25 protein-coding genes and 1 pseudogene are annotated in these 25,884 nt (G+C 71.5%); 10 read left to right on the forward strand and 16 right to left on the reverse strand.

Translation table 11 applies throughout. The features are described 5' to 3' along the window. Positions 1 to 30 precede the first annotated feature (30 nt). Entirely contained in the window at positions 31 to 1,947 is a 1,917-nt protein-coding gene (locus AB0G50_RS12830; RefSeq protein ID WP_360106296.1) for an Hsp70 family protein, read from the forward strand. A 52-nt stretch (positions 1,948 to 1,999) separates the two neighbouring features. After that, positions 2,000 to 3,244, forward strand: a complete 1,245-nt coding sequence (locus AB0G50_RS12835; RefSeq protein ID WP_360106299.1) for an MFS transporter — start codon at positions 2,000 to 2,002, stop codon at positions 3,242 to 3,244. Positions 3,245 to 3,253: 9 nt separating this feature from the next. Here the strand turns inward: AB0G50_RS12835 and AB0G50_RS12840 are convergent, their stop codons facing one another. Continuing rightward, positions 3,254 to 3,391 carry a hypothetical protein gene (locus AB0G50_RS12840; RefSeq protein ID WP_360106302.1) on the reverse strand — a complete coding sequence of 46 codons (138 nt, stop codon included), beginning with the start codon at positions 3,389 to 3,391 and terminating at the stop codon, positions 3,254 to 3,256. Positions 3,392 to 3,400: 9 nt separating this feature from the next. Further along, a complete protein-coding gene (locus AB0G50_RS12845) occupies positions 3,401 to 4,210 on the reverse strand; it encodes a LysR substrate-binding domain-containing protein (protein WP_360106305.1) in 810 nt (269 codons plus the stop codon). Between the two features lie 17 nt (positions 4,211 to 4,227). Between AB0G50_RS12845 and AB0G50_RS12850 the strand changes: the two genes are divergently transcribed. Then, a complete protein-coding gene (locus tag AB0G50_RS12850; protein ID WP_360106308.1) occupies positions 4,228 to 4,752 on the forward strand; it encodes a cupin domain-containing protein in 525 nt (174 codons plus the stop codon). 289 nt (positions 4,753 to 5,041) lie between these two features. Here the strand turns inward: AB0G50_RS12850 and AB0G50_RS12855 are convergent, their stop codons facing one another. The 4 genes from AB0G50_RS12855 to AB0G50_RS12870 all read right to left on the reverse strand — a co-directional run bounded on the left by AB0G50_RS12855 (position 5,042) and on the right by AB0G50_RS12870 (position 7,735). Then, on the reverse strand, positions 5,042 to 5,506 hold the full coding sequence (locus tag AB0G50_RS12855) for a regulatory protein RecX (RefSeq protein WP_360106577.1): 465 nt from the start codon (positions 5,504 to 5,506) through the stop codon (positions 5,042 to 5,044). A gap of 133 nt (positions 5,507 to 5,639) precedes the next feature. Beyond that, a complete protein-coding gene (recA, locus tag AB0G50_RS12860) occupies positions 5,640 to 6,683 on the reverse strand; it encodes a recombinase RecA (protein ID WP_360106311.1) in 1,044 nt (347 codons plus the stop codon). A gap of 168 nt (positions 6,684 to 6,851) precedes the next feature. Beyond that, entirely contained in the window at positions 6,852 to 7,046 is a 195-nt protein-coding gene (locus tag AB0G50_RS12865) for a DUF3046 domain-containing protein (protein ID WP_360106314.1), read from the reverse strand. Positions 7,047 to 7,057: 11 nt separating this feature from the next. Next, the gene (locus tag AB0G50_RS12870; RefSeq protein WP_360106317.1) at positions 7,058 to 7,735 is read right to left on the reverse strand and encodes a hypothetical protein; all 678 of its coding nucleotides are present in this window, start codon (positions 7,733 to 7,735) and stop codon (positions 7,058 to 7,060) included. A 124-nt stretch (positions 7,736 to 7,859) separates the two neighbouring features. On the opposite strand from AB0G50_RS12870, the pseudogene AB0G50_RS12875 reads away from it, so the two are divergent. Continuing rightward, positions 7,860 to 8,438 (forward strand): annotated as a pseudogene (locus AB0G50_RS12875) (HAD hydrolase-like protein); the annotation flags it as partial. Between the two features lie 20 nt (positions 8,439 to 8,458). On the opposite strand, the gene eda reads toward AB0G50_RS12875, so the two are convergent. Both eda and edd read right to left on the reverse strand, forming a co-directional pair. Then, complete coding sequence (eda, locus tag AB0G50_RS12880; protein WP_360106320.1) at positions 8,459 to 9,100, reverse strand: bifunctional 4-hydroxy-2-oxoglutarate aldolase/2-dehydro-3-deoxy-phosphogluconate aldolase; 642 nt, start codon at positions 9,098 to 9,100, stop codon at positions 8,459 to 8,461. After that, complete coding sequence (gene edd / locus AB0G50_RS12885) at positions 9,097 to 10,962, reverse strand: phosphogluconate dehydratase (protein ID WP_360106323.1); 1,866 nt, start codon at positions 10,960 to 10,962, stop codon at positions 9,097 to 9,099. The genes eda and edd overlap by 4 nt, the downstream gene beginning before the upstream one ends. Before the next feature lie 227 nt (positions 10,963 to 11,189). Between edd and AB0G50_RS12890 the strand changes: the two genes are divergently transcribed. From AB0G50_RS12890 to AB0G50_RS12905, 4 genes are all read left to right on the forward strand, one after another. Next, positions 11,190 to 11,480: a hypothetical protein gene (locus AB0G50_RS12890; protein ID WP_360106326.1), complete on the forward strand. Its 291-nt coding sequence runs from the start codon at positions 11,190 to 11,192 to the stop codon at positions 11,478 to 11,480. 100 nt (positions 11,481 to 11,580) lie between these two features. Further along, positions 11,581 to 12,342 carry a hypothetical protein gene (locus AB0G50_RS12895; protein ID WP_360106329.1) on the forward strand — a complete coding sequence of 254 codons (762 nt, stop codon included), beginning with the start codon at positions 11,581 to 11,583 and terminating at the stop codon, positions 12,340 to 12,342. A gap of 9 nt (positions 12,343 to 12,351) precedes the next feature. Next, a complete protein-coding gene (locus tag AB0G50_RS12900) occupies positions 12,352 to 14,226 on the forward strand; it encodes a fumarate reductase/succinate dehydrogenase flavoprotein subunit (RefSeq protein WP_360106332.1) in 1,875 nt (624 codons plus the stop codon). Between the two features lies 1 nt (position 14,227). Next, complete coding sequence (locus AB0G50_RS12905) at positions 14,228 to 14,977, forward strand: succinate dehydrogenase/fumarate reductase iron-sulfur subunit (RefSeq protein ID WP_360106335.1); 750 nt, start codon at positions 14,228 to 14,230, stop codon at positions 14,975 to 14,977. A 52-nt stretch (positions 14,978 to 15,029) separates the two neighbouring features. Here the strand turns inward: AB0G50_RS12905 and AB0G50_RS12910 are convergent, their stop codons facing one another. The 5 genes from AB0G50_RS12910 to AB0G50_RS12930 all read right to left on the reverse strand — a co-directional run bounded on the left by AB0G50_RS12910 (position 15,030) and on the right by AB0G50_RS12930 (position 20,655). Further along, entirely contained in the window at positions 15,030 to 15,395 is a 366-nt protein-coding gene (locus AB0G50_RS12910) for a MerR family transcriptional regulator (protein WP_360106338.1), read from the reverse strand. After that, the gene (locus AB0G50_RS12915; RefSeq protein ID WP_360106341.1) at positions 15,392 to 16,108 is read right to left on the reverse strand and encodes an SDR family oxidoreductase; all 717 of its coding nucleotides are present in this window, start codon (positions 16,106 to 16,108) and stop codon (positions 15,392 to 15,394) included. Before AB0G50_RS12915 ends, AB0G50_RS12910 begins: the two co-directional genes overlap by 4 nt. A gap of 376 nt (positions 16,109 to 16,484) precedes the next feature. Continuing rightward, positions 16,485 to 19,337 (reverse strand): vitamin B12-dependent ribonucleotide reductase, encoded by a 2,853-nt coding sequence (locus tag AB0G50_RS12920; RefSeq protein ID WP_360106344.1) that lies wholly within the window; start codon positions 19,335 to 19,337, stop codon positions 16,485 to 16,487. 49 nt (positions 19,338 to 19,386) lie between these two features. Then, positions 19,387 to 19,839, reverse strand: a complete 453-nt coding sequence (nrdR, locus tag AB0G50_RS12925; protein ID WP_360106347.1) for a transcriptional regulator NrdR — start codon at positions 19,837 to 19,839, stop codon at positions 19,387 to 19,389. Between the two features lie 333 nt (positions 19,840 to 20,172). Continuing rightward, complete coding sequence (locus AB0G50_RS12930) at positions 20,173 to 20,655, reverse strand: LysM peptidoglycan-binding domain-containing protein (RefSeq protein WP_360106350.1); 483 nt, start codon at positions 20,653 to 20,655, stop codon at positions 20,173 to 20,175. 281 nt (positions 20,656 to 20,936) lie between these two features. Here AB0G50_RS12930 and lexA point away from each other — a divergent pair, with 281 nt between their 5' ends. Further along, positions 20,937 to 21,569 carry a transcriptional repressor LexA gene (gene lexA, locus AB0G50_RS12935; protein ID WP_360106580.1) on the forward strand — a complete coding sequence of 211 codons (633 nt, stop codon included), beginning with the start codon at positions 20,937 to 20,939 and terminating at the stop codon, positions 21,567 to 21,569. On the opposite strand, the gene AB0G50_RS12940 is transcribed toward lexA, so the two are convergent. The 3 genes from AB0G50_RS12940 to AB0G50_RS12950 are packed head-to-tail and all read right to left on the reverse strand — an operon-like array spanning position 21,566 to position 24,551. Continuing rightward, positions 21,566 to 22,561, reverse strand: coding sequence for a hypothetical protein (locus tag AB0G50_RS12940; RefSeq protein WP_360106583.1), 996 nt, complete (start codon positions 22,559 to 22,561; stop codon positions 21,566 to 21,568). The genes lexA and AB0G50_RS12940 overlap by 4 nt on opposite strands. A gap of 13 nt (positions 22,562 to 22,574) precedes the next feature. Beyond that, positions 22,575 to 24,020 carry a GTPase HflX gene (gene hflX / locus AB0G50_RS12945; RefSeq protein ID WP_360106353.1) on the reverse strand — a complete coding sequence of 482 codons (1,446 nt, stop codon included), beginning with the start codon at positions 24,018 to 24,020 and terminating at the stop codon, positions 22,575 to 22,577. A gap of 42 nt (positions 24,021 to 24,062) precedes the next feature. Continuing rightward, positions 24,063 to 24,551, reverse strand: coding sequence for a winged helix-turn-helix domain-containing protein (locus AB0G50_RS12950; RefSeq protein WP_360106356.1), 489 nt, complete (start codon positions 24,549 to 24,551; stop codon positions 24,063 to 24,065). A gap of 59 nt (positions 24,552 to 24,610) precedes the next feature. Between AB0G50_RS12950 and AB0G50_RS12955 the strand changes: the two genes are divergently transcribed. Beyond that, positions 24,611 to 25,837: an MFS transporter gene (locus AB0G50_RS12955; protein WP_360106586.1), complete on the forward strand. Its 1,227-nt coding sequence runs from the start codon at positions 24,611 to 24,613 to the stop codon at positions 25,835 to 25,837. Positions 25,838 to 25,884 lie beyond the last annotated feature (47 nt).

Genomic DNA, 25,884 nt, shown 5'->3' on the forward strand with positions numbered 1-25,884 from the left:
GTGATCAGCGCTGTGGCAGAGTCTGTGCCCATGCGCGTGCTGTCCGTCGACCTGGGGACTTCCAACACCGTGGCGGTGCTGGCCGCGCGCGGCAGGCCACCGCGCGTGGTCGAGGTCGACGGGTCCGCCACCATGCCCTCCGCGGTCTACTGCGAGGAGGACGGCACCCTCGTCGTCGGCCGGGACGCCGAGCGGCGCGCCCGGCTGGACCCGTCGCGGTTCGAGCCCAACCCCAAGCGCCGGGTGGACGAGGGCGCGCTGCTGCTGGGCGAGAACGTCGTGCCGGTCACCGACGCGCTGGCCGCCGTGCTGCGCCGGGTGCTGGAGGAGACGGCGCGCCAACTGGGCGGCGAGGTCGTGGACGAGGTCCGCCTCACCCACCCCGCCGAGTGGGGTCCCACCAGGCGCAACGTGCTGGCGTCCGCGGCCAGGCTGGCCGGCGTGTCCGGCGAGCTGGTGCTGGTGCCCGAACCGGTCGCGGCGGCGTCGCACTACGCGTCCCTGTCCATCGGGCAGGCCCTCGCGGTCTACGACCTCGGCGCGGGCACGTTCGACGTCGCGATCGTCGGCGCCACCCAGAGCGGCTTCACCGTGCTGGCCGAGAACGGGTTGCCCGACCTCGGCGGCCTGGACGTCGACCAGGCCCTGCTGGAGCACGTCGGCCGGCAGGTCTCGCACCGCGACCCGGCGCGCTGGCAGCGCCTGCTGCGGCCCGAGTCGACCGCGGACCGGCGGGCCAGGCGCGCGCTCCAGGAGGACGTGCGCGCGGCCAAGGAGTCGCTGTCCCGGCACCCGCACACCGAGGTGCCGATGCCCGAGCCGTTCGAGGACGTGCTGGTCAGCCGGTCCGACCTGGAGGCGCTGGTCCGGCCGAGCATGCTGCGCAGCGTCGAGCTGCTCGCCGCCACGATCCGGTCGACGGGCATGTCGCCCGAACACCTCGCGGGCATCTACCTGGTCGGTGGCGCGAGCCGGATCCCGCTGGTCGCGACCATGATCGCGGAGCAGGTCCGGGTCGTGCCGACGAGCCTGGACCAGCCGGAGACGGCCGTCGCGCTCGGCGCGCACCACGTGCCCAAGGACGGCATCAGCCCGCGCACCCAGGACTCGCCGCCCAAGTCGGCCGAACCGGCAACGGTGGTCACCAAGCCGGTCGGGCCGCCGCCGCCGAATCCGGCCACGAGCGGTCCGCACAACCCGACCGTCAGCGGTCCGTACCAGGTCAACCCGCACGCGAGCGGTCCGTTCCAGGTGAACCCGCACGCGAGCGGGCCCTACCAGGTCAACCCGAACGCCAGTGGCCCCTACCAGGTGAACCCGGCGGTCAGCGGCCCGTACCGGGTCGGGCAGCAGCAGTTCAACTTCCCGGCGGTGACCCGCGAGGAGAAGAAGAAGCCCCACCGCGCGCTGCTGGGCGTCGGCGCGGCGGTCGTCGTCGCGCTGCTGGTGGTGGGCGGGATCTTCGTGTTCCCGGGTTCGGCCGTGCCGAGCGCCGCGGACTGCAAGAACGACACCGCCGCCGACGACAAGGGCTTCTCCCGGTGCCTGCGCCAGTTGGCGGGCGCGGTGCCCGACTCGGCCACCTGCAAGGTGGGCGGCTCGGCGGGCGTGTCCGGGTTGGACGCCATCAAGGGCACCGTCGTGAGCTGCGCGTTGCAGGACGACTACGCCGTGCAGTACATCCTCACCGAGACGGTCACCGGCGCCCAGCAGGGCGCGGACGCGGTGGTGCGGTCGCTCAAGGCCGACGTGGTCGAGGCCCCGTGGTCGGGCAACGGGCTCGAGGGCAAGTACCGCGCGTCGGCCGACGGCGGGCTGGGGCTGCTCGCGTTCACCGCGAACGACCGGCCGCTGTTGGGCATCATCACCAAGAGCGGTGGCGGCGACGACCTCACCGCCGACGCGATCGCCGACTTCTTCGAGTCCCATGTCCAGCCGGGCACCTGACCCGGACGGCGGCTGTCCGGTCTCCGAGCGTGCGTGCGACGGTTTTCAGACCATGACGACTACCTCGGTGGACCAGGTGCAGCGCAAGGTGCTGCGCGTGCTGTCCGTCACCCAGGTGCTGGGTTCGGCGGGCGTGACGATCGGGTTGGCGGTCAGCACGCTGATCGCCGCGGCGCTGTCCGGCTCGGACGCGGTGGGCGGGCTCGCCCAGACCGCCGCGGTGGTCGGCGCGGCGCTGTTCGCGCTGCCGGCGGCCCGGGTGGCCGAGCGGCTCGGCCGACGCCCGGCGCTCGTCGCGGGGTACGGGATCGGCGCCGCGGGCGCCGCGGTCGCGGCCTGCGGCGTGGTGCTCGGGTCGTGGTACGTGCTGGTCGGGGCGCTGGTGCTGTTCGGCGCGGCGTCCGGGGCGAACCTGGCGGCCCGGTACGCGGGCACGGACCTGGCCGACCCGCGGCGGCGGGCGCGGTCGTTGGCGCTCGTGGTGTGGGCGGCGACGCTGGGCGCGGTGCTCGGGCCGAACCTGGCCGACCCGGCCGGGCGGTTGGCCGTGCGGGTGCAGCTGCCGGTCGGGGCCGGGCCCTACCTGCTGTCGTTCGCGCTGTTCGGCGGCGCGGCGCTGGTCGTGCTGTGGGGGTTGCGGCCGGATCCGCTGGTCGTGGCGCGGGCCGCGGTGGTCGCGCCCGCCGCGCACTGCGCCGGTGGGGGTGGGGACACCCGGGGCGCGCTGACGCTGTGGCGCTCGTTGTCGGCGATGGCGCGGTTGGCGCTGGCCGGTGTCGTGTTGTGCCACATGGCGATGGTCGGGCTGATGTCGATGACGCCCGTGCACATGGACCACGCCGGGTCGTCGCTGCGGGTGGTGGGGCTGGTGATCAGCCTGCACGTGGCGGCGATGTACATCGCCAGTCCGCTGTTCGGGTGGCTGGCGGACCGGATCGGGCGGATCACCGTGCTGGCGATCGGGGCCGCGTTGCTGGTGGCGGCGTCCGGGGTGGCCGGGATGGCCCAGTCGCACGACGCGCCGCAGTTGGCCGTCGGGTTGGCGCTGTTGGGGCTCGGGTGGTCGGCCGGGCTCGTGTCGGGCTCGGCGTTGTTGACCGAGTCCGTGGCGGTGGCCGATCGGCCGGCTGCCCAGGGGTTGTCGGACCTGTGCATGAACATCGGTGGTGCGGCCGGCGGGGTGGTCGCCGGGATCGTGGTGACCGGGTGGTCCTACGCGACGTTGGCGTTGATCGTCGGGTTCACCGCGTTGCCGTTGTTGGTGGTGTGCCTGTTCGCCTCCCTGCGGAGGGCTTGATCCCGCGGGTCAGCGCTTGCGGTTGGTCCAGAGGGCGCGGAGGCCCACCACGATGGCGGCCACCAGGCCCGCGATGATCGCGATCGTGGCGATCGGGGAGGACATGCCCGTGGGGTCGTCGGTGAGGGTGTCCATGAGGAGCAGCACGGCTCGAGATTAGCGTGCTGTCGCGGCGAAATCGCGCACTGTGGGTGGTTCGTCGGATTTTCGCCAGAGCATGGACCAGCGCAGGGGTGGCGCGTCGCTGATCGGGGTGAACGTGATTCCCGGGCGGGTGAAGTAGGTGGCGGCGTGGGCGGCCAGGGGGCACACGCCCTCGTCGGCGGCGATCGCGGTCAGGAGTTCCTGGAAGGTGGCGAAGCCGCGGGGGCTCGTGGGCAGTGGAGGGGTGTAGGAGGCGGTGAAGATCTCCTCGCCGGCCAGGTCGGCCAGGGTGATCGTGGGGGCTTCGGCCAGGCGGTGGGTGGTCGCGGTGGCCAGGACCAGGGGTTCGGTCAGGACCGCGGGACCGAGGATCAGGTCCGGGGTGGGCGGGCGGGTGGTGATCAGGACGTCCACCTCGTTCGACCGGAGGAGGGCGAGCGGGGTGCGGAAGTCTGCCTCCCGGATGTGGATTTCCGTGGTGGGGTGGGATTTGCGGTAGGCGTGGAGGTGGGGGAGGAGGTCGGCCAGTGCCGGCGCCTCGAAGCCGATTCTGAGGTGGGCTCGTGCTGCTCGGGTGGCTCGGGAGATCGCGTCGAGGACGCCTTGGTAGGCCGGGGCCAGGTCGGCTCGGAGTCGGGCGCCCAGCGGGGTCAGGGTCACCCGGCGGCTGGTTCTGGTGAACAGCGGCGCGCCGACGTGGCGTTCCAGGTGTTTGATCGATTGGCTCACCCGGGCCTGGGAGATGTGCAGGCGGGTTGCCGTTCGGCTGAAGTGGAGTTCTTCGGCCAGGGTCAGGAAGATCTCCAGGTCCCGGTGTTCCATAACCCTCAGGTTATCGGTTGATACCCGAGTCGGCGTTGTTCGCGCTGGTGGGGTGGGGGATCGTTCCTGGTGTGGAGATCAGGGATGGTGTGGTGTTGGTTCGTGAGGGTCAGGCCGAGCGGGTCGGGGCGCCTGAGGCGGTGATCTCGCTGCTGGCCGACTCCGGGGCGGCTTCGGTGAACCGGTCCCGGTTCGTGGGGCGCGAGGGTGGGGCTCCTCCGCACTTCCACCGGCTGGCTTCGGAGATGTTCTTCGTGGTCGGTGGGGTGTTGGAGGTTTTGGTGGGGGAGGAGGTCGTCTCCCTGAGAGGTGGGGATTTCTTGTCGGTTCCGCCTGGGGTGCCGCATGCCTTCGGGGCTGCGGAGGGGGAGGAGGCGGATGTGTTGTGCGTGTTCACGCCCGGGGTCGGGCGGTTTGAGTACTACCGGTTGTTGGAGCGGGTTCGGGTGGGGGAGGCGGGTGTCGGGGAGATCGCTCGCTCTGGGGAGCGGTTCGACAACTACTACGTGGACAGTCCTGTGTGGACTGGTCGGGGTCGGTAGTGTGTGGCTTGCCGGGATGTGCGTTCCCGTGGTGGGCCGGGTTTAGGGATTTAAGGGCGTCCTCGCCGGACGGGCAGCGCCTCCGGGGAGGTAGGGCGGTTGCATGCTCTCCCCGTATGGCCTGCCTGAGGCAACCACATGCGTCAAGGGGGCCGTTCCGAATGACGCGTGCGTTGTGCGTCGTGTGCCCCCTTGACACATGCGGTTGGGCTTCGCCCAGGCCATACGGGGAGAGCACGCCTGGCTTGGGCTGTGTGCGCTGCGCGCGTGGCTGGGGTTGGTGCGTGGGTCAGTCCTGTGGTGGGAGGTCCAGGGGGGTGGTGTCTTCTGCCTGGGCCTTGAGTTCTTCTTTCACCACTCGGTAGGACAGGCCCTCCGGGTAGCCCTTGCGGGCCAGGGTGGCTACCAGGCGGCGGGTTTTTGTCTGGGTGTCCAGGGTGGACATTGTTTTCAGCTTTTTTCGCACCAGGGCTGCCGCTCTGGTGCGTTCTGCTTCTTCGTCCACTGTGGACAGTGCCTCTTCGGCCACCTCGTCCGGGACGCCCTTTTGCTTCAGTTCTCTGGTCAGGGCTCTTCTGCTCAGGCCCTGGTGGGTGTGGCGGGAGCGGACCCAGAGTTCGGCGAAGGCCGTGTCGTCTATCAGGCCCGCTCGGTCGAACTTCGCCAGGACCGTGGTTGCTGTTTCCGGGGTGATTCCCTTGCGCAGCAGCGCTTCGTGGAGTTCCTGGCGGGTTCTCGGCCTGGCGGTGAGCAGCGCGTAGCAGAGGTCTGTCGCCTTGCGCTGCTCCCTGGCCGGGTCGGGTGGGGAGGGTGGGGTTTCGTCCTCGCCGTCGGTGGGCGTGGGGTCGCGGTGTCGGCCGCGACCTCCTCGGCCTACTGCCACGGGATCAGAAGTCGACCGGCGCGGGTGCGGTCTCGTCCGCGTCCAGCGTTGCGCCGATGCCGAGCTTGTCCTTGATGCGCTTCTCGATCTCGTTGGCCACGTCGGGGTTCTCGCGCAGGAACTTGCGCGCGTTCTCCTTGCCCTGGCCCAGCTGGTCGCCCTCGTAGGTGTACCAGGCGCCCGACTTGCGCAGGATGCCCTGGTCGACGCCCATGTCGATCAGCGAGCCCTCGCGGCTGATGCCGTGGCCGTAGAGGATGTCGAACTCCGCCTGCTTGAACGGCGGGGCGACCTTGTTCTTCACGACCTTGACGCGGGTGCGGTTGCCGACCGGCTCGCCGCCGTCCTTCAGGGTTTCGATGCGGCGCACGTCCAGGCGCACGGAGGCGTAGAACTTCAGCGCCTTGCCGCCCGTCGTGGTCTCCGGCGAGCCGAACATCACGCCGATCTTCTCGCGCAGCTGGTTGATGAAGATCGCGGTGGTGCCGGAGGTGTTCAGCGCGCCGGTGATCTTGCGCAGCGCCTGGCTCATCAACCGGGCCTGGAGGCCCACGTGGTTGTCGCCCATCTCGCCCTCGATCTCGGCGCGCGGCACCAGGGCGGCCACCGAGTCGATCACCAGGATGTCCAGCGCGCCCGAGCGGACCAGCATGTCCGCGATCTCCAGCGCCTGCTCGCCGGTGTCCGGCTGCGACACCAGCAGCGCGTCGGTGTCGACGCCCAGCTTCTTCGCGTAATCCGGGTCCAGCGCGTGCTCGGCGTCGATGAACGCCGCGATGCCGCCGTTGCGCTGCGCGTTGGCCACCGCGTGCAGGGCCACCGTCGTCTTACCGGACGACTCCGGGCCGTAGATCTCGACCACGCGGCCGCGCGGCAGGCCGCCGATGCCGAGGGCCACGTCGAGCGCGATCGCGCCCGTCGGGATCACCTCGATCGGGGCGCGGCCGTCCTCGCCGAGCCTCATCACGGAGCCCTTGCCGAACTGCTTGTCGATCTGGGCGAGGGCCAGCTCGAGTGCCTTGTCCCGGTCGGGTGCCTGGGGTGCCATCTGGAATCCACCTCGGTTGTCTTGGGTCGCTGTGCGATGTCGGGGCCGACGGTACGGGTGGGGTCCGACATTTTTCGGCGAGGACCGGGTCACCTGCGGGTGTGGTCACTCGGTCGTGTCCGGCAGTGTAGCCGAACAGGTGTTCGACCGGAGGGGCGACACGCCCGGTCAGCGGCGGTGTTCGGGCACCTCGAAGGCGTCGCACACCGCGGTCCAGACCTCCTTGGCCGGGAACCCGTCGTCCAGCGCCTGGTCGGCGGTGCGGCCGCCCAGCGCGGACATCACGTGGTCGCGGGCCACCATCTCCGACCGGATCCGGCCGAACTCGTTCGCCATCAACTTGCGGAACACCGTGTTGCGCATCGCCGGTCAGGCTACCCCCGACGGGCGAGCCGCCAGAACTGCCGCTTCTTCTCCTCGCGGACCACGACGCCGAGCCTGGCCAGCTCGGCGCGGAGCAGCGCCACGTCCTCCTCCTCGCCCTTGCGCAGCGCCTCGGCCCGCGCGTGGAGCAGCGCGTCCGCGCCCGCCGGCAGCTCGGGGATCCCGCGCACCCACCGCCGGTACTCGTCGCGGTGCGGGTCCTCGGGCAGCCACGGGTAGCCGTGCGACTGGAAGGCGTCGGACAGGGCACCGGCGTCCAGGTCGGAGCCCTCGCGCGCCAGTTCCGCGGAGTCCAGCCCGAGCAGCACCAGCTTCTTGCCGTCCAGGAACACGCCGGAGATCGCGGTCCGGTCGTACCCGGTCTCCTGGCCGCCCCGGTCGAGCACCACCTGCTCGTCGGCCACCTCGACCCGCAGCCGCTCGGCCGCGGCGATGAACGAGATCACCAGGCCGCCGGCCAGGCCGAGGCCCACCGCGCCGAGTGTCGCCGCCGGCTCCGGGATCGTGGAGATCAGCCGGAACAGGCCCTGCGCGGGCGCCCACGCCAGGCCCGCGACCCACCCGGCCGCGGCCTTCACGCCGTACACCAGGGCCGCGCCGAGCACCGGGAAAGCGGTCCACACCAACCCGACCTGCCAGCCGGGTTCGGCGACCGAAGTCGTCCTCATGATCCGAAAACACCCCCACGGGGAGCATAAGGGGCGTTCGGGACGCGGGTGTGCCGGACGGCCGGGAACCCGTGCTGGTGCACGCGGTGTGGTGCTCACCGGCGCATAAAGTGGCCCGGTGCACGTGGTCTGGGACTGGAACGGGACGTTGTTGGCCGACAACACGGCCACGGTGGCGGCGGTCAACGCGGTGTGCCGGCACTTCGGGCGCGAGCCCATCACGATCGACGGGTGGCGGGAGGCGTTCGGCAGGCCGCTCCAGCGCTGCTACGAGACGCTGCTGCGGCGGGAGCTGTCCGTCGACGACTGGGCGCTGGTCGACGTGCTCTTCCACGACGAGTACCGGTCGCTGCTGGACACCTGCCCGCTCGCGCCGGGCGTGCCCGACCTGCTGCACGGGCGCACCCAGTCGCTGCTGTCCATGTGGTACCACGACGAACTGGTGCCGCTGGTCGCCCGGCACGGCCTGGACCCGCTGTTCACCAGGGTCGACGGGCTGAGGGTCGGCAGCGGCGGGTCGAAGGAGGAGCACCTCGTCGCGCACCTGGCCGCGCAGGGGCTCGACCCGGCGGACGTGGTGGTGGTCGGCGACGTGGTGGACGACGCCGTGGCCGCGCACCGGGTCGGCGCGCGGGCGGTGCTGGTGACCACGGGCGTCACCGGTCGCGGTCGGCTGGAGGCGACCGGCGCGCCCGTGTTTGACTCGATCCCCGAGGTGGTCGCCTACCTGGACGGCGGCGCGGACGACAGCGCGGCGGCGGCCGCGGCCAACTCCGCGATCCGCTCCCAGTCGCCCGACGCGACGGCGTCCTTCGGGGTCAACCAGGAACCGCCGACGCACCCGACGTTGGGCAGCGCCAGGTAGGACGGCGCGGACGTCACCGAGATGCCGCCGGTCGGGCAGAACCGCAGCCCGGGCAGCGGTCCGGCGACCGACCTGAGGAAGTCGACGCCGCCCGAGGCCTCGGCCGGGAAGAACTTCAGCGCCGTCAGGCCGCGTTCGGCCAGCACGAGCGCCTCGGACACGGTCGCCGCGCCCGGCAGGAACGGCAGCCCGGTGTCCTCCACCGCGTCCAGCAGCCGGGTGGTGGCGCCGGGGGTGACCAGGAACGACGCGCCGGCCTTGAGCGCCTGCCCGGCCTGCTCCGGCGTCGTCACGGTGCCCGCGCCGACCACGATGCCCGGCACCTCGGCCGCGACCCGCTCGATCGCGGCGAGCGCGGCGGGCGTGCGCAGGGTCAGCTCGATCACGCCGACACCGCCCCGCAGCAACGCCCTCGCCAGCGGCACGGCGTCGGCGGCGTCGTCCACCACGACGACGGGCACGACGGGGGACAGCTCCAGCAGCTGCGCGCTGGTGGTCACCGGGTCACCTCCTGGTTGATCCGGCCCGCGAAGTGCGAGGCCGCGATGGGTCCGAACACGCTGGCGCCCCGGTCCGCCGGGCCGACCGCGCGGCGCAGCGCGGCGAACAGCTCGCGGCCGGTGCCGGTCCACGCCTGCGCGTCCGGCGGGAAGTCCACCAGGTCGCGCGCGGCGAGCTCGGCCGGGTCCACGAGCGCCTCGAGCGTGCCGGTCTCGGCGTCCACCCGCAGCACGTCGCCGTCGCGCACCCGGGCCAGCGGACCGCCGACGGCCGCCTCGGGCGTCACCTGGATCGCCGCCGGGATCTTGCCCGACGCGCCGGACATCCGGCCGTCGGTGACCAGCGCGACCCGGAAACCCCGGTCCATCAGCACGCCCAGCGCGGGGGTCAGCTTGTGCAGCTCGGGCATCCCGTTGGCCTGCGGGCCCTGCTGCCGCACCACGACCACGACGTCCCGCTCCAGCTCGCCCGCCTTGAACGCGGCGCTGAACCCCTCCTGCGAGGTGAACACGCGCGCGGGCGCCTGCACGACCCGCTGCGCGGCGGCGACCGCCGACACCTTGATCACCGCGCGGCCCAGGTTGCCCGCGAGCATCCGCAGCCCGCCGTCGGGCGCGAACGGCTCGGCCGCCGGCCGCAGCACGTCCGGGTCCAGCGTGCGACCGGGACCGTCCCGCCAGGTCAGCGCGCCCTCGACGAGCACCGGCTCGCGGCGGTAGCGGGCCAGGCCCGGACCGGCGACCGTGTGCACGTCCTCGTGCAGCAGCCCGGCCTCCAGCAGCGTGTGCACCAGGAACTGCACGCCGCCCGCGGCCTGGAAGTGGTTGATGTCCGCGGTGCCGTTGGGGTACACGCGGGTCAGCAGGGGCACCACCGCGGACAGCTCGGCGAAGTCGTCCCAGCCCAGCTCGACGCCCGCGGCCGAGGCGATCGCGACCAGGTGCATGGTGTGGTTGGTCGACCCGCCGGTGGCCAGCAGCGCGATCACGCCGTTGACCACGGACTTCACGTCGACCACCCGGGAGATCGGGGTGTACTCCTCGCCCCGGCTGATCTCCACGGCGCGGCGCGCGGCCTCCTCGGTCAGCGCGCGGCGCAGCTTCGTGCCCGGCGGAACGAAGCTCGCGCCCGGCAGGTGCAGGCCCATCACCTCGACCACCAGCTGGTTGGAGTTGGCCGTGCCGTAGAACGTGCAGGTGCCGGGGCTGTGGTAGGACGCGGACTCGGCCTCCAGCAGGTCCTCGCGGGTGGCCTTGCCCTCCGCGAACAGCTGCCGGACGCGGGCCTTCTCCGAGTTGGGCAGGCCGGAGTTCATCGGGCCGGCGGGCACCAGGATCGCGGGCAGGTGCCCGAACGACAGCGCGCCGATCAGCAGCCCGGGGACGATCTTGTCGCACACGCCGAGCAGCAGCGCGGAGTCGAACATCTCGTGCGACAGGGCGACGCCGGTGGCCATCGCGATGACGTCCCGGCTGAACAGGGACAGCTCCATCCCGGCGCGGCCCTGGGTGATCCCGTCGCACATGGCGGGCACGCCGCCCGCGAACTGGGCGACACCTCCGCCGAGCCGCGCGGCGTCCTTGATCCACGCCGGGTACTCGTCCATCGGCTGGTGCGCCGAGAGCATGTCGTTGTACGCGGACACGATGGCGACGTTCGGCCGGCGCACCGCGCGCAGCAGGTCCTTGTCACCGCCGGTGATCCCGGCGAAGCCGTGCGCGAGGTTGCTGCACGCCATGTCGCGGCGGGCGGGACCGTCCTGGGCGGCCTGCGCCACCCGGTCGAGGTAGGCGGAGCGGCTGGCGGCACTGCGGGCGGCGATCCGCGCCGTCACTTCGGCGACGATCGGGTGCAGGGTCATGGCTCGCTGTCTCCGTGGGGTGAATCACGGGCCTGGTGGGTGGCCCGGTGCGAGGACAGCGCTGGCGTCGCACGAATGGACGTGACAGCCCGCACACTATGTCACGACACATGATCGTCACAAAAACGATTCAGTGAATGAGACACCCCGGTCCGGGTTGTGGTGCTTGTCACAGCGGGCCGGAAGGTGCAGAGTCGGCACCCGGACCACCTAGGGAGGTGCTGACCATGACTTCCTCCGAGATCGTGGAGCTGCGTCGCGCGCTCGGCCGACTGCGTCAGTGCGTCGGCGGCCTGCGCAACCGGTACGGCGACGTGGCCGCCGTGCAGCGACTCGCCAACGACGTCGAGCGGCTCGACATCGACGCGACCGAGTTGACGGACCTGGACGGCACGCCCAGACAGCGCGAGGCGCCCAGGGTGGAACGCGAGGTCGTGGTCGTGCCGGAAGGCCCCTACGACCCGAAGCTGTGGCACGACGCCGACGACGAGGGGCTCGGCGGCTACCGCCGAACCTGACCGACGACGAGCCGGCCCCCGCGCGCACACCGCGCGGGGGCCGGTTCCGCTTTGCTCCCGAACCACTGCGCACCACAACGACGTGGAACCGAGGTGAGGTATGAGGGCGCAGATCGCCCAGCGCACGTTGCGGACGGACCGGTGGTGGATACCGCCGTTGACGACGTTCGCGGGTCTGCTGCTGATCTCGATCTACGCGGCCGTGCGGACGTTCATGGGCGACTACTACTGGGTCGACGACTACCACTACCTGACCCCGATGTACTCGCCGTGCCTGAGCCAGGAGTGCCTGCCGGCCGCCGCCCACCTGGGTCGGCCGCTGCCCGCGCTGCCCGGGTTCCTGACGCCGCCGGTGGTGATTCTCCCGTTCCTGCTCGGATTCCGGGTGACCTGCTACTACTACCGCAAGGCCTACTACCGCGCGGCGTGGATGTCGCCGCCCGCGTGCGCGGTGGCTGAGCCGCACGCGAAGTACAGCGGTGAGACGAAGTTCCCGCTGATCGCGCAGAACCTGCACCGGTACTTCTTCTACGCGGCGTCGCTCCTGCTGCTGATCAACGTCTACGACGCGATCTACGCGCTGGGCACCGGGCTCGGGCTGGGCAACCTCGTGCTGCTGGTCAACGTGGGCCTGCTGGGCGCGTACACGCTGTCCTGCCACTCGTGCCGGCACATCGCGGGCGGGCGGCTCAAGCACTTCTCGAAGCACCCGGTGCGCTACTGGATGTGGACGCGGATCTCCAAGCTGAACGCCCGCCACATGCAGTTGGCGTGGGCGTCGCTGATCTTCGTGTGCGTCACCGACCTCTACGTCGCGCTGGTCGCCTCCGGGACGATCGACGACCTCCGGATCATCAACTAAGGAGCAGCTTTGCCCGAGGTGGAACGGCATTCGTTCGACGTCCTCGTGATCGGAGCCGGCGGCGCGGGCCTGCGCGCCGCGATCGAGGCCCGGGAACACGGGATGCGCACGGCGGTGCTGTGCAAGTCGTTGTTCGGCAAGGCGCACACCGTGATGGCCGAGGGCGGTATCGCGGCGGCGATGGGCAACGCCAACTCCCACGACAGCTGGCAGGTGCACTTCCGCGACACCATGCGCGGCGGCAAGTTCCTCAACAACTGGCGGATGGCCGAGCTGCACGCGCAGGAGGCGCCGGACCGGGTGTGGGAGCTCGAGACCTACGGCGCGCTGTTCGACCGGACCAAGGACGGGAGGATCAGCCAGCGCAACTTCGGCGGCCACGAGTACCCGCGGCTGGCGCACGTCGGCGACCGGACCGGGCTCGAGCTGATCCGGTCGTTGCAGCAGAAGGTCGTGTCGCTGCAACAGGACGACTTCGCCGAGACGGGCGACTACGAGTCCCGGCTGAAGGTGTTCCAGGAGTTCACCGTCACCGACCTGGTGCAGGACGGCGACGCGGTGGCGGGCGCGTTCGGCTACTGGCGCGAGTCGGGCCGCTTCGTGCTGTTCGAGGCGCCGGCCGTGGTGCTGGCCACCGGCGGCATCGGCAAGTCGTTCAAGGTCACGTCGAACTCGTGGGAGTACACCGGCGACGGCCACGCGCTGGCCCTGCGCGCCGGCGCGTCGCTGATCAACATGGAGTTCGTCCAGTTCCACCCCACGGGGATGGTCTGGCCGCCGTCGGTGAAGGGGATCCTCGTCACCGAGTCGGTGCGCGGCGACGGAGGCGTGCTGCGCAACTCCGACGACCGGCGGTTCATGTTCGACTACATCCCCGAGGTGTTCAAGGAGAAGTACGCCGACAACGAGGCCGAGGCCGACCGCTGGTACACCGATCCCGAGCACAACCGGAGGCCGCCGGAACTGCTGCCGCGCGACGAGGTGGCGCGGGCGATCAACTCGGAGGTCAAGGCGGGCCGGGGTTCCGAGCACGGCGGCGTGTTCCTGGACGTGTCGACCCGGCTGCCCGCCGAGGAGATCGTCCGGCGGCTGCCGTCGATGCACCACCAGTTCAAGGAACTCGCCGACGTCGACATCACCGCCCAGCCGATGGAGGTCGGGCCGACGTGCCACTACGTGATGGGCGGCGTGCAGGTCGACCCGGACACGGGCGCGTCGTCGGTGCCGGGGCTGTTCGCGGCGGGCGAGGTGTCCGGCGGCATGCACGGCTCGAACCGGCTGGGCGGCAACTCGCTGTCCGACCTGCTGGTGTTCGGCCGGCGCGCGGGCGCGGGCGCTTCCACCTACGTGGCGGGGCTTTCCGCCCGTCCGGTGTGCTCGGAGGACGCGGTCGTGGAGGCGCAGCGGGTGGCGCTCGCGCCGTTCGCCGGTCCCGAGGGCGGCGAGAACCCGTACACGCTGCACCTGGAGTTGCAGCAGTCGATGAACGACCTGGTCGGCATCATCCGGCGGTCCGAGGAGATGGGCCGGGCGCTGGAGCGGCTGGACGAGCTCAAGCGCCGGGCGGCGTCGCTCACCGTGGAGGGGCACCGGCAGTTCAACCCGGGCTGGCACCTCGCGCTCGACCTGCGCAACATGCTGGTGGTCAGCGAGTGCGTGGCGCGGGCGGCGCTGCTGCGCACCGAGAGCCGGGGCGGCCACACCCGCGACGACTACCCGGGCATGGACGCCGAGTGGCGGCGGAAGTTGTTGGTGTGCACCACTTCCGCGGCCGGGGTGGCGGTGGTCGAACAGCCGCAGATCCCGATCCGGGCGGACCTGCTGGCGCTGTTCGAGCGCGGCGAGCTGGAGAAGTACCTGACCGCCGACGAGTTGGAGGGCTGACATGGGCTACCAGGGGCGCTTCCGCGTGTGGCGGGGCGACGCGTCCGGCGGCGGGTTGGAGGACTTCACCGTGGAGGTGAACGAGGGCGAGGTGGTCCTCGACGTCATCCACCGGTTGCAGGCCACCCAGACCGCGGACCTGGCGGTGCGGTGGAACTGCAAGGCGGGCAAGTGCGGCTCGTGCTCGGCGGAGATCAACGGCGTGCCGCGGCTGCTGTGCATGACCCGGATGTCGGTGTTCACGGAGGACGAGGTCGTCACGGTCACCCCGATGCGCACGTTCCCGGTGATCCGGGACCTGGTGACGGACGTGTCGTTCAACTACGTGAAGGCGCGCGAGATCCCGGCGTTCCGGCCGCCGAAGGACCTGGCGCCGGGCGACTACCGGATGTCCCAGGTGGACGTCGAGCGCTCGCAGGAGTTCCGCAAGTGCATCGAGTGCTTCCTGTGCCAGAACACCTGCCACGTCGTGCGCGACCACGAGGAGAACAAGGAGTCCTTCGCCGGCCCGCGGTTCCTGATGCGCGTGGCGGAGTTGGAGATGCACCCGCTGGACGAGGCCGACCGGGTGGACGCGGCCCAGTCCGCGCACGGGCTCGGCCTGTGCAACATCACCAAGTGCTGCACCGAGGTGTGCCCGGAGCACATCAAGATCACCGACAACGCCCTGATCCCGATGAAGGAACGCGTCGCGGACCGCCGCTACGACCCGATCGTCTGGCTGGGCAACAAGTTGTTCAAGCGCACGTGAGCCCGCCGGCGGCCCGGGGTTCGCGCCCCGGGCCGCCGCCGGGCGTCGGCCGTCAGGTGAAGCGGCGCAGCGAGTCCGCCAGTCGGTCGCGTGCCTCGACCTGAGCGCGGATCCGGGCGTCCAGCACGGCCAACCGGTCGCGCGCGACGCGCAACCCGACCGGCGAGGGCGGCGCGGTCGCGACGTCGCCGTCCAGGCACGGGCCGAACGCGCGCACGTCGTCCAGGGTCAACCCGGCCTCCAGCAGGTACCGGATGTTGCGCACCCTGGTGGCGGTGTCGGGTGCGTAGTCGCGGTAGCCGTTGGCGGCCCGACCGGACGAGATCAGCCCTTCCGCCTCGTAGTGCCGCAACGCCCGCGCCGTCGTCCCGGTGACCCGCGCCAACTCCCCGATCCGCATGACGTCACGTGCTATCACGCCACGACCGCGCCCCCGTCCACGGGCAGCACCACCCCGGTGATGAACGCGGAGTCCGGCGAGGCCAGGAACACGACCGCCCGCGCCACCTCCTCGGCCCGCCCGATCCGCCCGGCGGGCGTGTGCGCGAGTTGCCAGGCCCGCAACGCTGCCTTCCGTTCCGGCGACAGCCCCTGGTGGTCGGCGATGGGCGTGTCGATCGCGCCGGGAGCCACCGCGTTGACCCGCACCCCGAACGGCGCGAGCTCCACCGCCCAACTCCGGGTGAGCGCGTCCAGCCCCGCCTTCGTGGCGGCGTAGGCGGAGTTCGTCGGCCACCCGCGCTGCCCGACGGCCGTGCTCACGTTCACCACCACCCCGCCGTCCCGCAGGGAGGGCAACGCGGCCTGCGTCAACAACAGGGGCGCGACGAGGTTGGTGGCCACCTGGTCCTCGACGTCCTCCCGCCGCACCGCCCCCAAGGCACCGTCCCGCACGATCCCGGCGTTGTTGACCAGCACGTCCACCCGCCCGAACCGCTCCAGGACCTCACCCACCACCCGCTCGGCGTCTGCGGTCACGTCCGCGACGAGCGGGTGCACCCCGTCCACCGCGCCCACCACCCCGGCCCGCCGCCCGACCGCGACGACGGTCGCCCCTTCGGCCAGAAACCCCCGCGCGGCCGCCGCCCCGATCCCGGTCCCACCACCGGTCACCACCACAACTCGTTGCACAGCACCGATCCTGGAACCCTGCCGCCAACGGCAAGGTCAAGCGGTCAGGCCTGCCCGGTGGAACTCGTGGGGCGTCACCTCCCGGCACCCACCAGCCAGTGGCGCAACTGCTCGTCGTCGCTGAAGCCGATCGACTGGACGAGCCCCCGGCCGTCGCGGTGGTTCGGCGGGTCGGCCGGTCGCCACCGGCGCGACCGCCCGGCGTGCGGGACTTCCGGGTGTGCACTGGCCGAGGTGTCGGACCTGGCGACCTCCTGTGCGGTTCTGCCGGGATACCCCTGCTTCCCGACAGGCAGGGTGCTGGACGTACCGGTGCCAGAACGGCCGGGGGCCGGTGTCGCGACGTTCGCGACACCGGCCCCGGTCGATCGACGGATCAGCTGCAACCGGACGTCGAGCCGCAGCCCTCGCACAGGTAGCAGGAGCCCGCCGGGCGCATCTTCGTGCCGCAGGTCATGCACAGCGGCGCGTCGGCGGCCTTGCCCAGGTGGAGTTCCAGCAGTTCCGTGGAGCTGCCCACGCGCACGTCCGCCGGCTTCGGCTTCTCGACCACCTCCGTGGTCGGCGTGTTGTCCACCGACGTGCGCAGGCCCTCCAGGTCCACGTCGGACGACGTGGTGCCGTAGTCCGACGCCACCTGCGCGGTGCGCTCGTCGGCGGTGAAGATGCCGAGTTGCGCGCGCTTCTCGTAGGGCAGGTAGTCCAGGGCCAGCCTGCGGAACAGGTAGTCCAGGACCGAGGTCGCGATGCGCACGTCCGGGTCGTCGGTCATGCCGGCCGGCTCGAAGCGCAGGTTCTGGAACTTCGAGACGTAGAACTCCAGCGGGATGCCGTACTGGAGGCCGACCGAGATGGACATCGAGAAGGCGTCCATCACGCCCGCCAGGGTCGAGCCCTGCTTGCCCAGCTTCACGAAGATCTCGCCGAGGCCGTCGTCCGGGTACGACCCGGCGTGCAGGTAGCCCTCCGCGCCGCCGACCGTGAACGACACCGTCTGCGACGGGCGCTTCTTGGGCAGGCGCTTGCGGACCGGGCGGTACTCCACGACCGTCTCGGTCTTGGTCTCCGACGAGGCGGACGAGGTCGCGGACGCCTTCGCCGACTTGCCGGCGGACAGCGGCTGGCCGACCTTGCAGTTGTCGCGGTAGATCGCGAGCGCCTTGAGGCCCAGCTTCCAGCCCTGGTGGTAGATCTCCTGGACGTCCTCGACGGTCGCCGCCTCCGGCATGTTCACCGTCTTGGAGATCGCGCCCGAGATGAACGGCTGCACCGCGGCCATCATCCGGACGTGACCCATCGGCGCGATCGACCGGTCGCCCATCGCGCAGTCGAACACCTCGTAGTGCTCGGTGCGCAGCCCCGGCGCGTCCACCACGTGGCCGTGCTCGCCGATGTACTCGACGATGGCCTCGATCTGCTCCTCCTGGTAACCCAGGGAGCGCAGCGCGCGCGGCACGGTCTGGTTCACGATCTGCATCGACCCGCCGCCGACCAGCTTCTTGAACTTGACCAGCGCCAGGTCGGGCTCGATGCCGGTGGTGTCGCAGTCCATCATCAGGCCGATGGTGCCGGTGGGCGCCAGCACGCTGGCCTGCGCGTTGCGCCAGCCGTTGAGCGCGCCGACGCGCTGGCACTCCTGCCACTCGCGGGTCGCGACCTTGAGCACCGCGGCGTCGTCCGAGCCGTGGGTGCGGATCAGGTCGTTGGCCGCGGCGTGCTTGCGGATCACCCGCTGGTGGCCCTCGGCGTTGCGGGCGTAGCCCTCGTACGGGCCGACGACGCCCGCGAGCTCGGCGGACCGCCGGTACGCCACGGCCTGCATCAGCGACGTGATGGTGGCGGCCAGCGCGCGGCCGCCCTCCGAGTCGTACGCGTGGCCGGTCGCCATCAGCAGCGCGCCCAGGTTGGCGTAGCCGATGCCCAGCTGGCGGAACTTGCGGGTGGTCTCGCCGATCGCGGGGGTCGGGAAGTCCGCGAAGCTGATCGAGATCTCCATCGCGGTGATGACCAGCTCGACCGACTTGGCGAACAGCTCCGCCTTGAACGTGCCGTCGTCGGCCAGGAACTTCATCAGGTTCAGCGACGCGAGGTTGCAGCTGGAGTTGTCCAGGTGCATGTACTCCGAGCACGGGTTCGAGGCGGTGATCCGACCCGACTCCGGCGTGGTGTGCCAGTCGTTGATCGTGCCGTCGTACTGGATGCCCGGGTCGGCGCACGCCCACGCGGCCTCGGCGAGCTTGCGGAACAGACCCTTGGCGTCGACCTGCTCGATGACCTCGCCGGTTTGCCGGGCGCGCAGCCCGAACTGGCCGCCGTTCTCGAACGCGTGCATGAACTCGTCCGACACCCGGACGGAGTTGTTCGCGTTCTGGTACTGCACCGACACGATGTCCGCGCCGCCCAGGTCCATGTCGAACCCGGCGTCGCGCAGCGCGCGGACCTTGTCCTCTTCCCGGGCCTTGGTGGTGATGAACTCCTCGACGTCGGGGTGGTCCACGTCGAGCACGACCATCTTGGCCGCGCGACGCGTGGCGCCGCCCGACTTGATGGTGCCCGCGGACGCGTCCGCGCCGCGCATGAAGGACACCGGGCCGGACGCCGTGCCGCCGGAGGACAGCAGCTCCTTGGAGGAGCGGATGCGCGAGAGGTTCAGGCCCGCGCCGGAGCCGCCCTTGAAGATCAGGCCCTCCTCGCGGTACCAGTTCAGGATCGACTCCATCGTGTCGTCCACCGCGAGGATGAAGCACGCGCTGACCTGCTGCGGCGAGCTGGTGCCGACGTTGAACCACACCGGCGAGTTGAAGCTGAACACCTGGTGCAGCAGCATCCAGGTCAGCTCGTGCTCGAAGGTGACCGAGTCGGCCTCGGTGGCGAAGTACGCGTGCTTCACGCCCGCCTCGACGTAGGTCTTCACCACGCGGTCGATCAGCTGGCGCAGGCTGTGCTCGCGCTGCGGGGTGCCGACCGCGCCACGGAAGTACTTGCTGGTGACGATGTTGGTCGCGTTGACCGACCAGAAGTCGGGGAACTCGACGCCGCGCTGCTCGAAGTTGACCGAGCCGTCGCGCCAGTTCGTCATCACGACGTCGCGGCGCTCCCAGGTCACCTCGTCGTAGGGGTGCTTGCCCTCGGTGGTGTGGACCCGCTCCACCTTCAGGCCTGCCCGCTTGTCCCCCGCGCCGTTGCGGGTGGCCGTCTTCTTGCTGGAGCCACCGACGGTCTCCGTCATCCCGAGTTCCTCTTTCGCAGAAAATGCTTCGTCTTCGACAGCTGTGGATCTAGTCGCGCCGCGCGTCGCGCAGGTCCGCGATCTCCTTCTCGAAGTCCTCGACGGACGAGTAGGACCGGTAGACGCTGGCGAACCGCAGGTAGGCCACCTCGTCCAGGTCGCGCAGCGGTCCGAGGATCGCGAGGCCGACCTCGTGGCTCGGTATCTCGGCGCAGCCGGTCGAGCGGATGGACTCCTCGACGCGCTGGGCGAGCAGGTGGAACGCGTCCTCGTCGACCGGGCGGCCCTGGCAGGCGCGCCGGACGCCGGTGACGACCTTGTCGCGGCTGAACGGCTCCGTGACGCCGGAGCGCTTCACCACCGCGAGCACCGCCTCCTCGACCGTGGTGAACCGGCGGCCGCAGCCCGAGCAGGATCGCCGGCGGCGGATGGCCTGACCCTCGTCCACCTCGCGGGAGTCCACGACGCGTGAGTCGGAATTCCGACAGAACGGACATCGCACGCAGCCCACCCCTCCCCGGCGCGGCACCCATCGCGTCAGCCGCACCGGTGGGGAATACCCCAACCTGTGGACTAACTACAACGGTGTAACCACTAGATGTAGGGGTGAACCTATGCCTTCGGCACTACGGCTCGCAACTCGGACGCGCCGTCCGGGACCCGATCGGGTCAAGAAAAACTGTCCGCAACAGTGCGGTCACGCGTGGGGGTCGGCGACGGGCCGTCGGACGTCGTCCGGGTGCCGTCGGGTGCACAGTGTGCCGTCGTGCGACCACCGGCGTGCGGGGGAGGGGGTGCGGCCGGCGCGCGCGTCGTGCGCTACGCGGGCGGCGGGTCAGCGGCCGTCGGGGACGGTCAGCGCCTGGCCGGGGACGATCGCGTCGCTCCGGAGGTGGTTGAGGGACCTGATCCGGTCGGCCACCGCGTCGGGGTCGTGACCGGGCGCGCTGCGGACCGCGACGTCCTCGAGCGTTTCGCCCACCTGGACGTAGGTGACGTTGGTGCGTTCGGGGACCGTCAGGGCGCCCGAACCGAACAGGTAGACCAGCGCGAGCGCCGCGCAGACGGCCGCGGAGAGCAGTGCCTGGACCGCGAAGCGGACCACCGGGTGGACGCGCGGGCGGGCCTCGCACGTGGTGGACTCCAGGGAGGCGGGCGCGGTCGCCGCGGGCAGGCGCGTCGCCGGGCGGCGGTCCCTGACCTCGAAACGGCGCAGCACGCGGGGACCCGGGCGCAACGCGCCTCCGAGGGCGACGTCCTCGACGCCCGCGCCGTCCACCAGTTCGAAGCTGTTCCGGGTGCCTATCACCACCGCCATGACGTCCTCCACGCGCAGGTCAGAAGATCATTTTCGAACAGGCGTTCGATCGAACGCCCGTGCGAATGTCTACCACTTCGGTCGGCCGATCCGGAAGGACACGCCGAGGTTTACTTCGAACAGGTGTTTGATCTGGACACGGAGTGCGACTACCGTCGTCATTCGAAGATCGACGGAGAGCCGGCCTGGGCGATCGGGACCGGTGAGGAGGAAGCACCGTGGCACGCAAGACCGACGAGAACCCGCGCACCGATGCGCCCTCCGCCCCCGAACCGGCGGACATCGCGGGCAACGCGGGCCTGACGCTGCGCCAGCGCAAGGTGCTCGACGTGATCCGGGACTGGCTGGACCGGTTCGGCTACCCGCCCAGCGTGCGCGAGATCGGCGAGGCGGTCGGCCTGACCTCCACGTCGTCGGTCGCGCACCAGCTGCGCGCCCTGGAGCGCAAGGGTTTCCTGCGCCGCGACCCGAACCGCCCGCGCGCGGTGGGCGTGCTGCCGACGGAGATCGTGACCGGCCTCGACCCGGCGTCCAAGCCGACGCCCGCGTACGTGCCGATGCTGGGCCGGATCGCGGCCGGCGGCCCGATCCTGGCCGAGGAGTCCATCGAGGACGTCTTCCCGCTGCCGCGCGACCTGGTCGGCGAGGGCGAGGTGTTCCTGCTCAAGGTGGTCGGCGACTCGATGGTCGACGCCGCGATCACCGACGGGGACTGGGTCGTGGTGCGCCAGCAGCCCACCGCCGACAACGGCGACGTGGTGGCCGCCATGATCGACGGCGAGGCGACCGTCAAGACGTTCAAGCGCCGCGACGACCACGTGTGGCTGATGCCGCACAACGCCGCCTACGAGCCCATCCTGGGCGACGAGGCGTCCATCCTGGGCAAGGTCGTGGCGGTCCTGCGCCGCCTCTAGCGGCGACGGGTCCGGCGCACCAGCAGCGCGACCAGCCCGAGCACCGCGACGCCACCCGCGAGCACCGGCCAGATCGGCGCGGAACCGCCCTCCGGGGTGGTCGACGTCGGCGCGGCGGCGGGTGGCGGGGTGGTCGTGGTCGTGGGCGGCGCGGGCAGTGCCAGCGCCTCCGCGCCGGACACCGACCGGACCGGTGAGCTCGTGCCGCCGTCGCCGAACTCGCCCGCCGAGAGCAGCGAGCCGTCCGGCTCGAACGCCAGCGCCTCGCCCTGCTTCTCGTCCGCGAGCGGGATCCGCACCGGGTCGCCCTTCAGCGCCTTCACCAGGTCGCCGTCGGGCACCGGGTACAGGTAGGCGTCCGTGTAGGTGCGCACGGCCGCGACCCGCCCGTCGCGGGACATCGCGCCACCGGTGACCACCCTCGTCACCACGGCGCTCTTGATCGGCCCGCCGGGGGTGTCCGTGCCGCCGACGGACAGCTTCGCCACCTGCTCCAGCGCCACCGTGCCGTCCTCCACCGGCGCCGACACGGGCCGGTAGACCAGCGGCGACCCGATGGCCTCCTTGGTCACCACGTACGGCGTGCCGGCCGCGTCGAGCAGCAGCGCCTCGGCGTCGTGCGCGCCGTCCGGGTAGGTGAACCGGTACAACCGCGAGCCGCCGTCGGGCGCGAGCGCGTGCAGCGCCACGGTCGGCCGCCGGCGCTGGTTGTCGCCGATGTCGGCCAGCCACAGCGTGCCGTCGGGCGCGAGCGCCAGGTCCTCCACGTCGTACGGGTCGGCCCCACCGGTGATCGTCCGCGTCACCGCGCACGACCGGTCGAGCACCTGGACCCGCACCGCGCCGTCGTCGCTGTCGTTCACCGCGAACCACGACGTGCCGTCGGAGGCGAGCCCGGACAGCTCCTCCAGCACCGGGTCGGACACCTGGCACACCGTCGTGACGACCGGGCCCGCCACCGCGGAACCGGCCGCCACCACGACGGCCATCACCAGTGGCAACAACTCAGGCGTGGCTTCCGTTCACGGCGAACTGCTCCAGCACGCTCGCCAGGTCGCGGCGCACCCGGGCGGACAACTCGGTGCCCTCCTCGGTGTGCCGCTCCTTGAGCACCTCGCCCTCCCGGTGCACGCGGGCCACGACCTCGCCGCGCGCGTACGGCACCAGCGCCTCGACCACGACCTCCGGCCGCGGCGTCATCGTCGCCACCCGCTCGCGCAGCTCCTCGATGCCCTCGCCGGTGTGCGCGGACACGAACACCGCCGTCGGGAACAGGTGCCGCAGCCGGGCCAGGCCCAGCTCGCCCACCGCGTCGATCTTGTTCACCACGAGCAGCTCGAGCGGCATCGGGTCGTCGCGCCGGGAGGAGATCTCCGAGATCACCTCGCGCACCGCCGTGACCTGCTTCTCCGGCATGCCGTCCGAGCCGTCCACGACGTGCAGCAGCAGGTCGGCGTCCGCGACCTCCTCCAGCGTCGACCGGAACGCCTCGACCAGCTGGTGCGGCAGGTGCCGCACGAAGCCGACGGTGTCGGTCAGCGTGTAGGGCAGGCCCTCGGGCGTCTGCGTGCGCCGGGTGGTCGGGTCGAGGGTGGCGAACAGCGCGTCCTCCACCAGCACCCCCGCGCCGGTCAGCGCGTTGAGCAGGCTGGACTTGCCCGCGTTCGTGTAGCCCGCGATCGCCACGTTCGGCACCGCGTTCTCGATCCGCCGGCTGCGCTTGGTGTCCCGGATCACGCTCATCGCGGCGATCTCGCGGCGCAGCTTGGAGATCCGCGCGCGGATCCGCCGGCGGTCGGTCTCGAGCTTCGTCTCACCGGGACCGCGCAGACCCACGCCGCCGTTGCCGCCGCCCGCGCGACCACCGGCCTGCCGGGACAGCGACTCGCCCCAGCCGCGCAGGCGGGGGAGCAGGTACTGCAACTGGGCCAGCTCGACCTGCGCCTTGCCCTCCTTGGAGGACGCGTGCTGGGCGAAGATGTCCAGGATCAGCGCGGTCCGGTCGACCACCTTGACCTTGAGCTTCTCCTCCAGCTGCCGCAGCTGGCCGGGTGACAGCTCACCGTCGCAGACCACCGTGTCCGCGCCCGTGGCGATCACCACGTCGCGCAGCTCGGTCACCTTGCCCGAGCCGATGTAGGTCGCCGGATCCGGCCGGTCGCGGCGCTGCACGAGGCCCTCGAGCACCTCGGAGCCCGCCGTCTCGGCGAGCAGCGCCAGCTCCGCGAGCGAGGCGTCCGAGTCGGCCGCCGTGCCCTCGGTCCACACGCCGACGAGCACGACCCGCTCCAGGCGGAGCTGCCGGTACTCGACCTCGGTGACGTCCTCGAGCTCGGTGGACAACCCGGCGACGCGGCGCAGCGCGGCGCGGTCGGCGAGAGCCAGCTCGCCGGTGGACAGCTCGTCGTCGACGTCGAGCCGCTCGTTTCCGTTGTACGCGTTTTCCGTCATTTGCCCTTCATCGTCCCACGTCCCGCCGGTGCGGCCGAGTGGTTAATCCTGCGGGTAGACCGCGAGGTACATCGCCACACGCTTCCCCTGGGGGTCGTCCGGTTCGGCGGCCAGCTCATCGAACAACGCTTGGAGGCGCCGTTTCAGTTCCTCGGGGTCGACCCGGGTCACCAACCGGGTCTGGTGCAGCTCCGCCTGGTCGACCTCGGCGACCTCGGCCAGGAACGCCTGGAGCATCGCCTCCCGCAGCTCTGGCCCGTCGGCGTCCTGGTCCAGCTGCCAGGACAGGCCCGTCGACCGGTACGGGATCTCCTTCGCGCCCCGGTTGCCCGCGCGCGGCTCCTGCGGCTCCAGGAAGCCCGCGGCGACGAGCTTGCGGACGTGGTGCAACGTCGTCGCCGGGTCCCGGCCCAGCCGCCGCGCCAGCTCCTTGTTGGTCAGCGCGCGGTCGTAGGTGAGCCGGATGATCCGCAACCGGACCGCCGAGCCCAGGGCGGCGGCTTCGACCTCGGTCGCGCTCCGTCGTGGCACCCGCCCATCCTAGGCCGTGCCACCTGAGTGATTGACACTTTCCAATCACTTGGGCGACACTGCCCGGCGTGTCACTCTGGTCGCATCGAGACTTCCGCCTGCTGTGGGCAGGCGACACCGTCAGCCAGTTCGGCGCCACCATCGGGACCACGGTGCTGCCCCTGCTCGCGGTCGGCACGCTCGCCGCCACGCCGTTCCAGATGGGGTTGCTCTCCGCCGCGAGCACGGCCGCGTTCCTGCTCATCGGGCTGCCCGCGGGCGTGTGGGTCGACCGGCTGCGCCGCCGCCCGGTGATGCTCGCCGCCGACCTCACCCGCGCCGCGCTGCTGCTGTCCGTGCCGGTCGCGTGGTGGCTCGGCGTGCTGACCCTGGGCCACCTGCTGGTGGTCGCGCTGCTGGTCGGCGCGGCGACGGTGCTGTTCGACATCGCCTACCAGTCCTACCTGCCCGCGCTGGTCGGCCGGGACCAGCTGGTCGAGGGCAACTCCAAGCTCACCGCCAGCCAGTCGGTGGCGTCGGTGTCCGGACCGGCCGCGGCGGGCGGGATCGCCCAGCTGGTCGGCGCGGCGAACGGCGTGCTGGCCACCGGCGTCGGTTACCTGTGCTCGGCGCTGTTCCTGCTGCGCATCCGCACCGAGGAGACCGCGCCGAGCGCCGCCGGGCGCACCGGGCTGGTCGCCGAGATCCGCGAGGGGTTGCGGTTCGTGTTCGGCAACGCCGGGTTGCGCGCGATCGTCGGGTGCACCGGCACGTCCAACTTCTTCAACGGCGTGGTCGCGGCCGTCGAGGTGGTGTTCCTGATCCGGGTGCTCGACCTGGCGGAGGGCGTGGTGGGCCTGCTGCTCAGCGCGGCGGGCGTCGGCGGCGTGCTCGCGGCGCTGACCGCGACCTGGTGGAACACCCGGTTCGGCCGGCTGCGCGTGGTCTGGCTGTCGATGCTGGTGACCCAGCCGTTCCTGCTGCTGCTCCCGCTCGCCGAGCGGGACTGGCGGCTCGCGTTCGTGGTGGTCGCGATGGGCGCGAGCTCCTACGGCGCGGTGGTCTACAACATCGCCCAGGTCAGCTACCGCCAGGAGATCTGCCCGGACCACCTGCTCGGCCGGATGAACGCGAGCATCCGCTTCGTGGTCTGGGGCGCGCTGCCGCTGGGCGGCCTGGTCGGCGGACTCCTGGGCGGGCAGGCGGGCGTGGTGCCGACGCTGTGGATCGGCTCGGTCGGCCAGGTGCTCGCGGTGCTCTGGGTGGTCTTCTCGCCGCTGCGCCGGCCCGAGGCCCTGCCGGTGTGAGCCTCGCCGCCGCGGTGAGCGGGACCGCCCGGCGGTCGCTAGCGTCG

Origin of the sequence: Actinosynnema sp. NPDC020468 (genome assembly GCF_040642015.1) — a bacterium.
Lineage (GTDB): Bacteria > Actinomycetota > Actinomycetes > Mycobacteriales > Pseudonocardiaceae > Actinosynnema.

Coding starts and splice junctions, on each gene's coding strand:
- AB0G50_RS12830 (WP_360106296.1), top strand. CDS start 31: ATGCGCGTGCTGTCCGTCGACCTGGGGACTTCCAACACCGTGGCGGTG.
- AB0G50_RS12835 (WP_360106299.1), top strand. CDS start 2,000: ATGACGACTACCTCGGTGGACCAGGTGCAGCGCAAGGTGCTGCGCGTG.
- AB0G50_RS12845 (WP_360106305.1), bottom strand. CDS start 4,210: ATGGAACACCGGGACCTGGAGATCTTCCTGACCCTGGCCGAAGAACTC.
- recA (WP_360106311.1), bottom strand. CDS start 6,683: ATGGCACCCCAGGCACCCGACCGGGACAAGGCACTCGAGCTGGCCCTC.
- AB0G50_RS12865 (WP_360106314.1), bottom strand. CDS start 7,046: ATGCGCAACACGGTGTTCCGCAAGTTGATGGCGAACGAGTTCGGCCGG.
- AB0G50_RS12870 (WP_360106317.1), bottom strand. CDS start 7,735: ATGAGGACGACTTCGGTCGCCGAACCCGGCTGGCAGGTCGGGTTGGTG.
- edd (WP_360106323.1), bottom strand. CDS start 10,962: ATGACCCTGCACCCGATCGTCGCCGAAGTGACGGCGCGGATCGCCGCC.
- AB0G50_RS12890 (WP_360106326.1), top strand. CDS start 11,190: ATGACTTCCTCCGAGATCGTGGAGCTGCGTCGCGCGCTCGGCCGACTG.
- AB0G50_RS12895 (WP_360106329.1), top strand. CDS start 11,581: ATGAGGGCGCAGATCGCCCAGCGCACGTTGCGGACGGACCGGTGGTGG.
- AB0G50_RS12905 (WP_360106335.1), top strand. CDS start 14,228: ATGGGCTACCAGGGGCGCTTCCGCGTGTGGCGGGGCGACGCGTCCGGC.
- AB0G50_RS12920 (WP_360106344.1), bottom strand. CDS start 19,337: ATGACGGAGACCGTCGGTGGCTCCAGCAAGAAGACGGCCACCCGCAAC.
- AB0G50_RS12930 (WP_360106350.1), bottom strand. CDS start 20,655: ATGGCGGTGGTGATAGGCACCCGGAACAGCTTCGAACTGGTGGACGGC.
- hflX (WP_360106353.1), bottom strand. CDS start 24,020: ATGACGGAAAACGCGTACAACGGAAACGAGCGGCTCGACGTCGACGAC.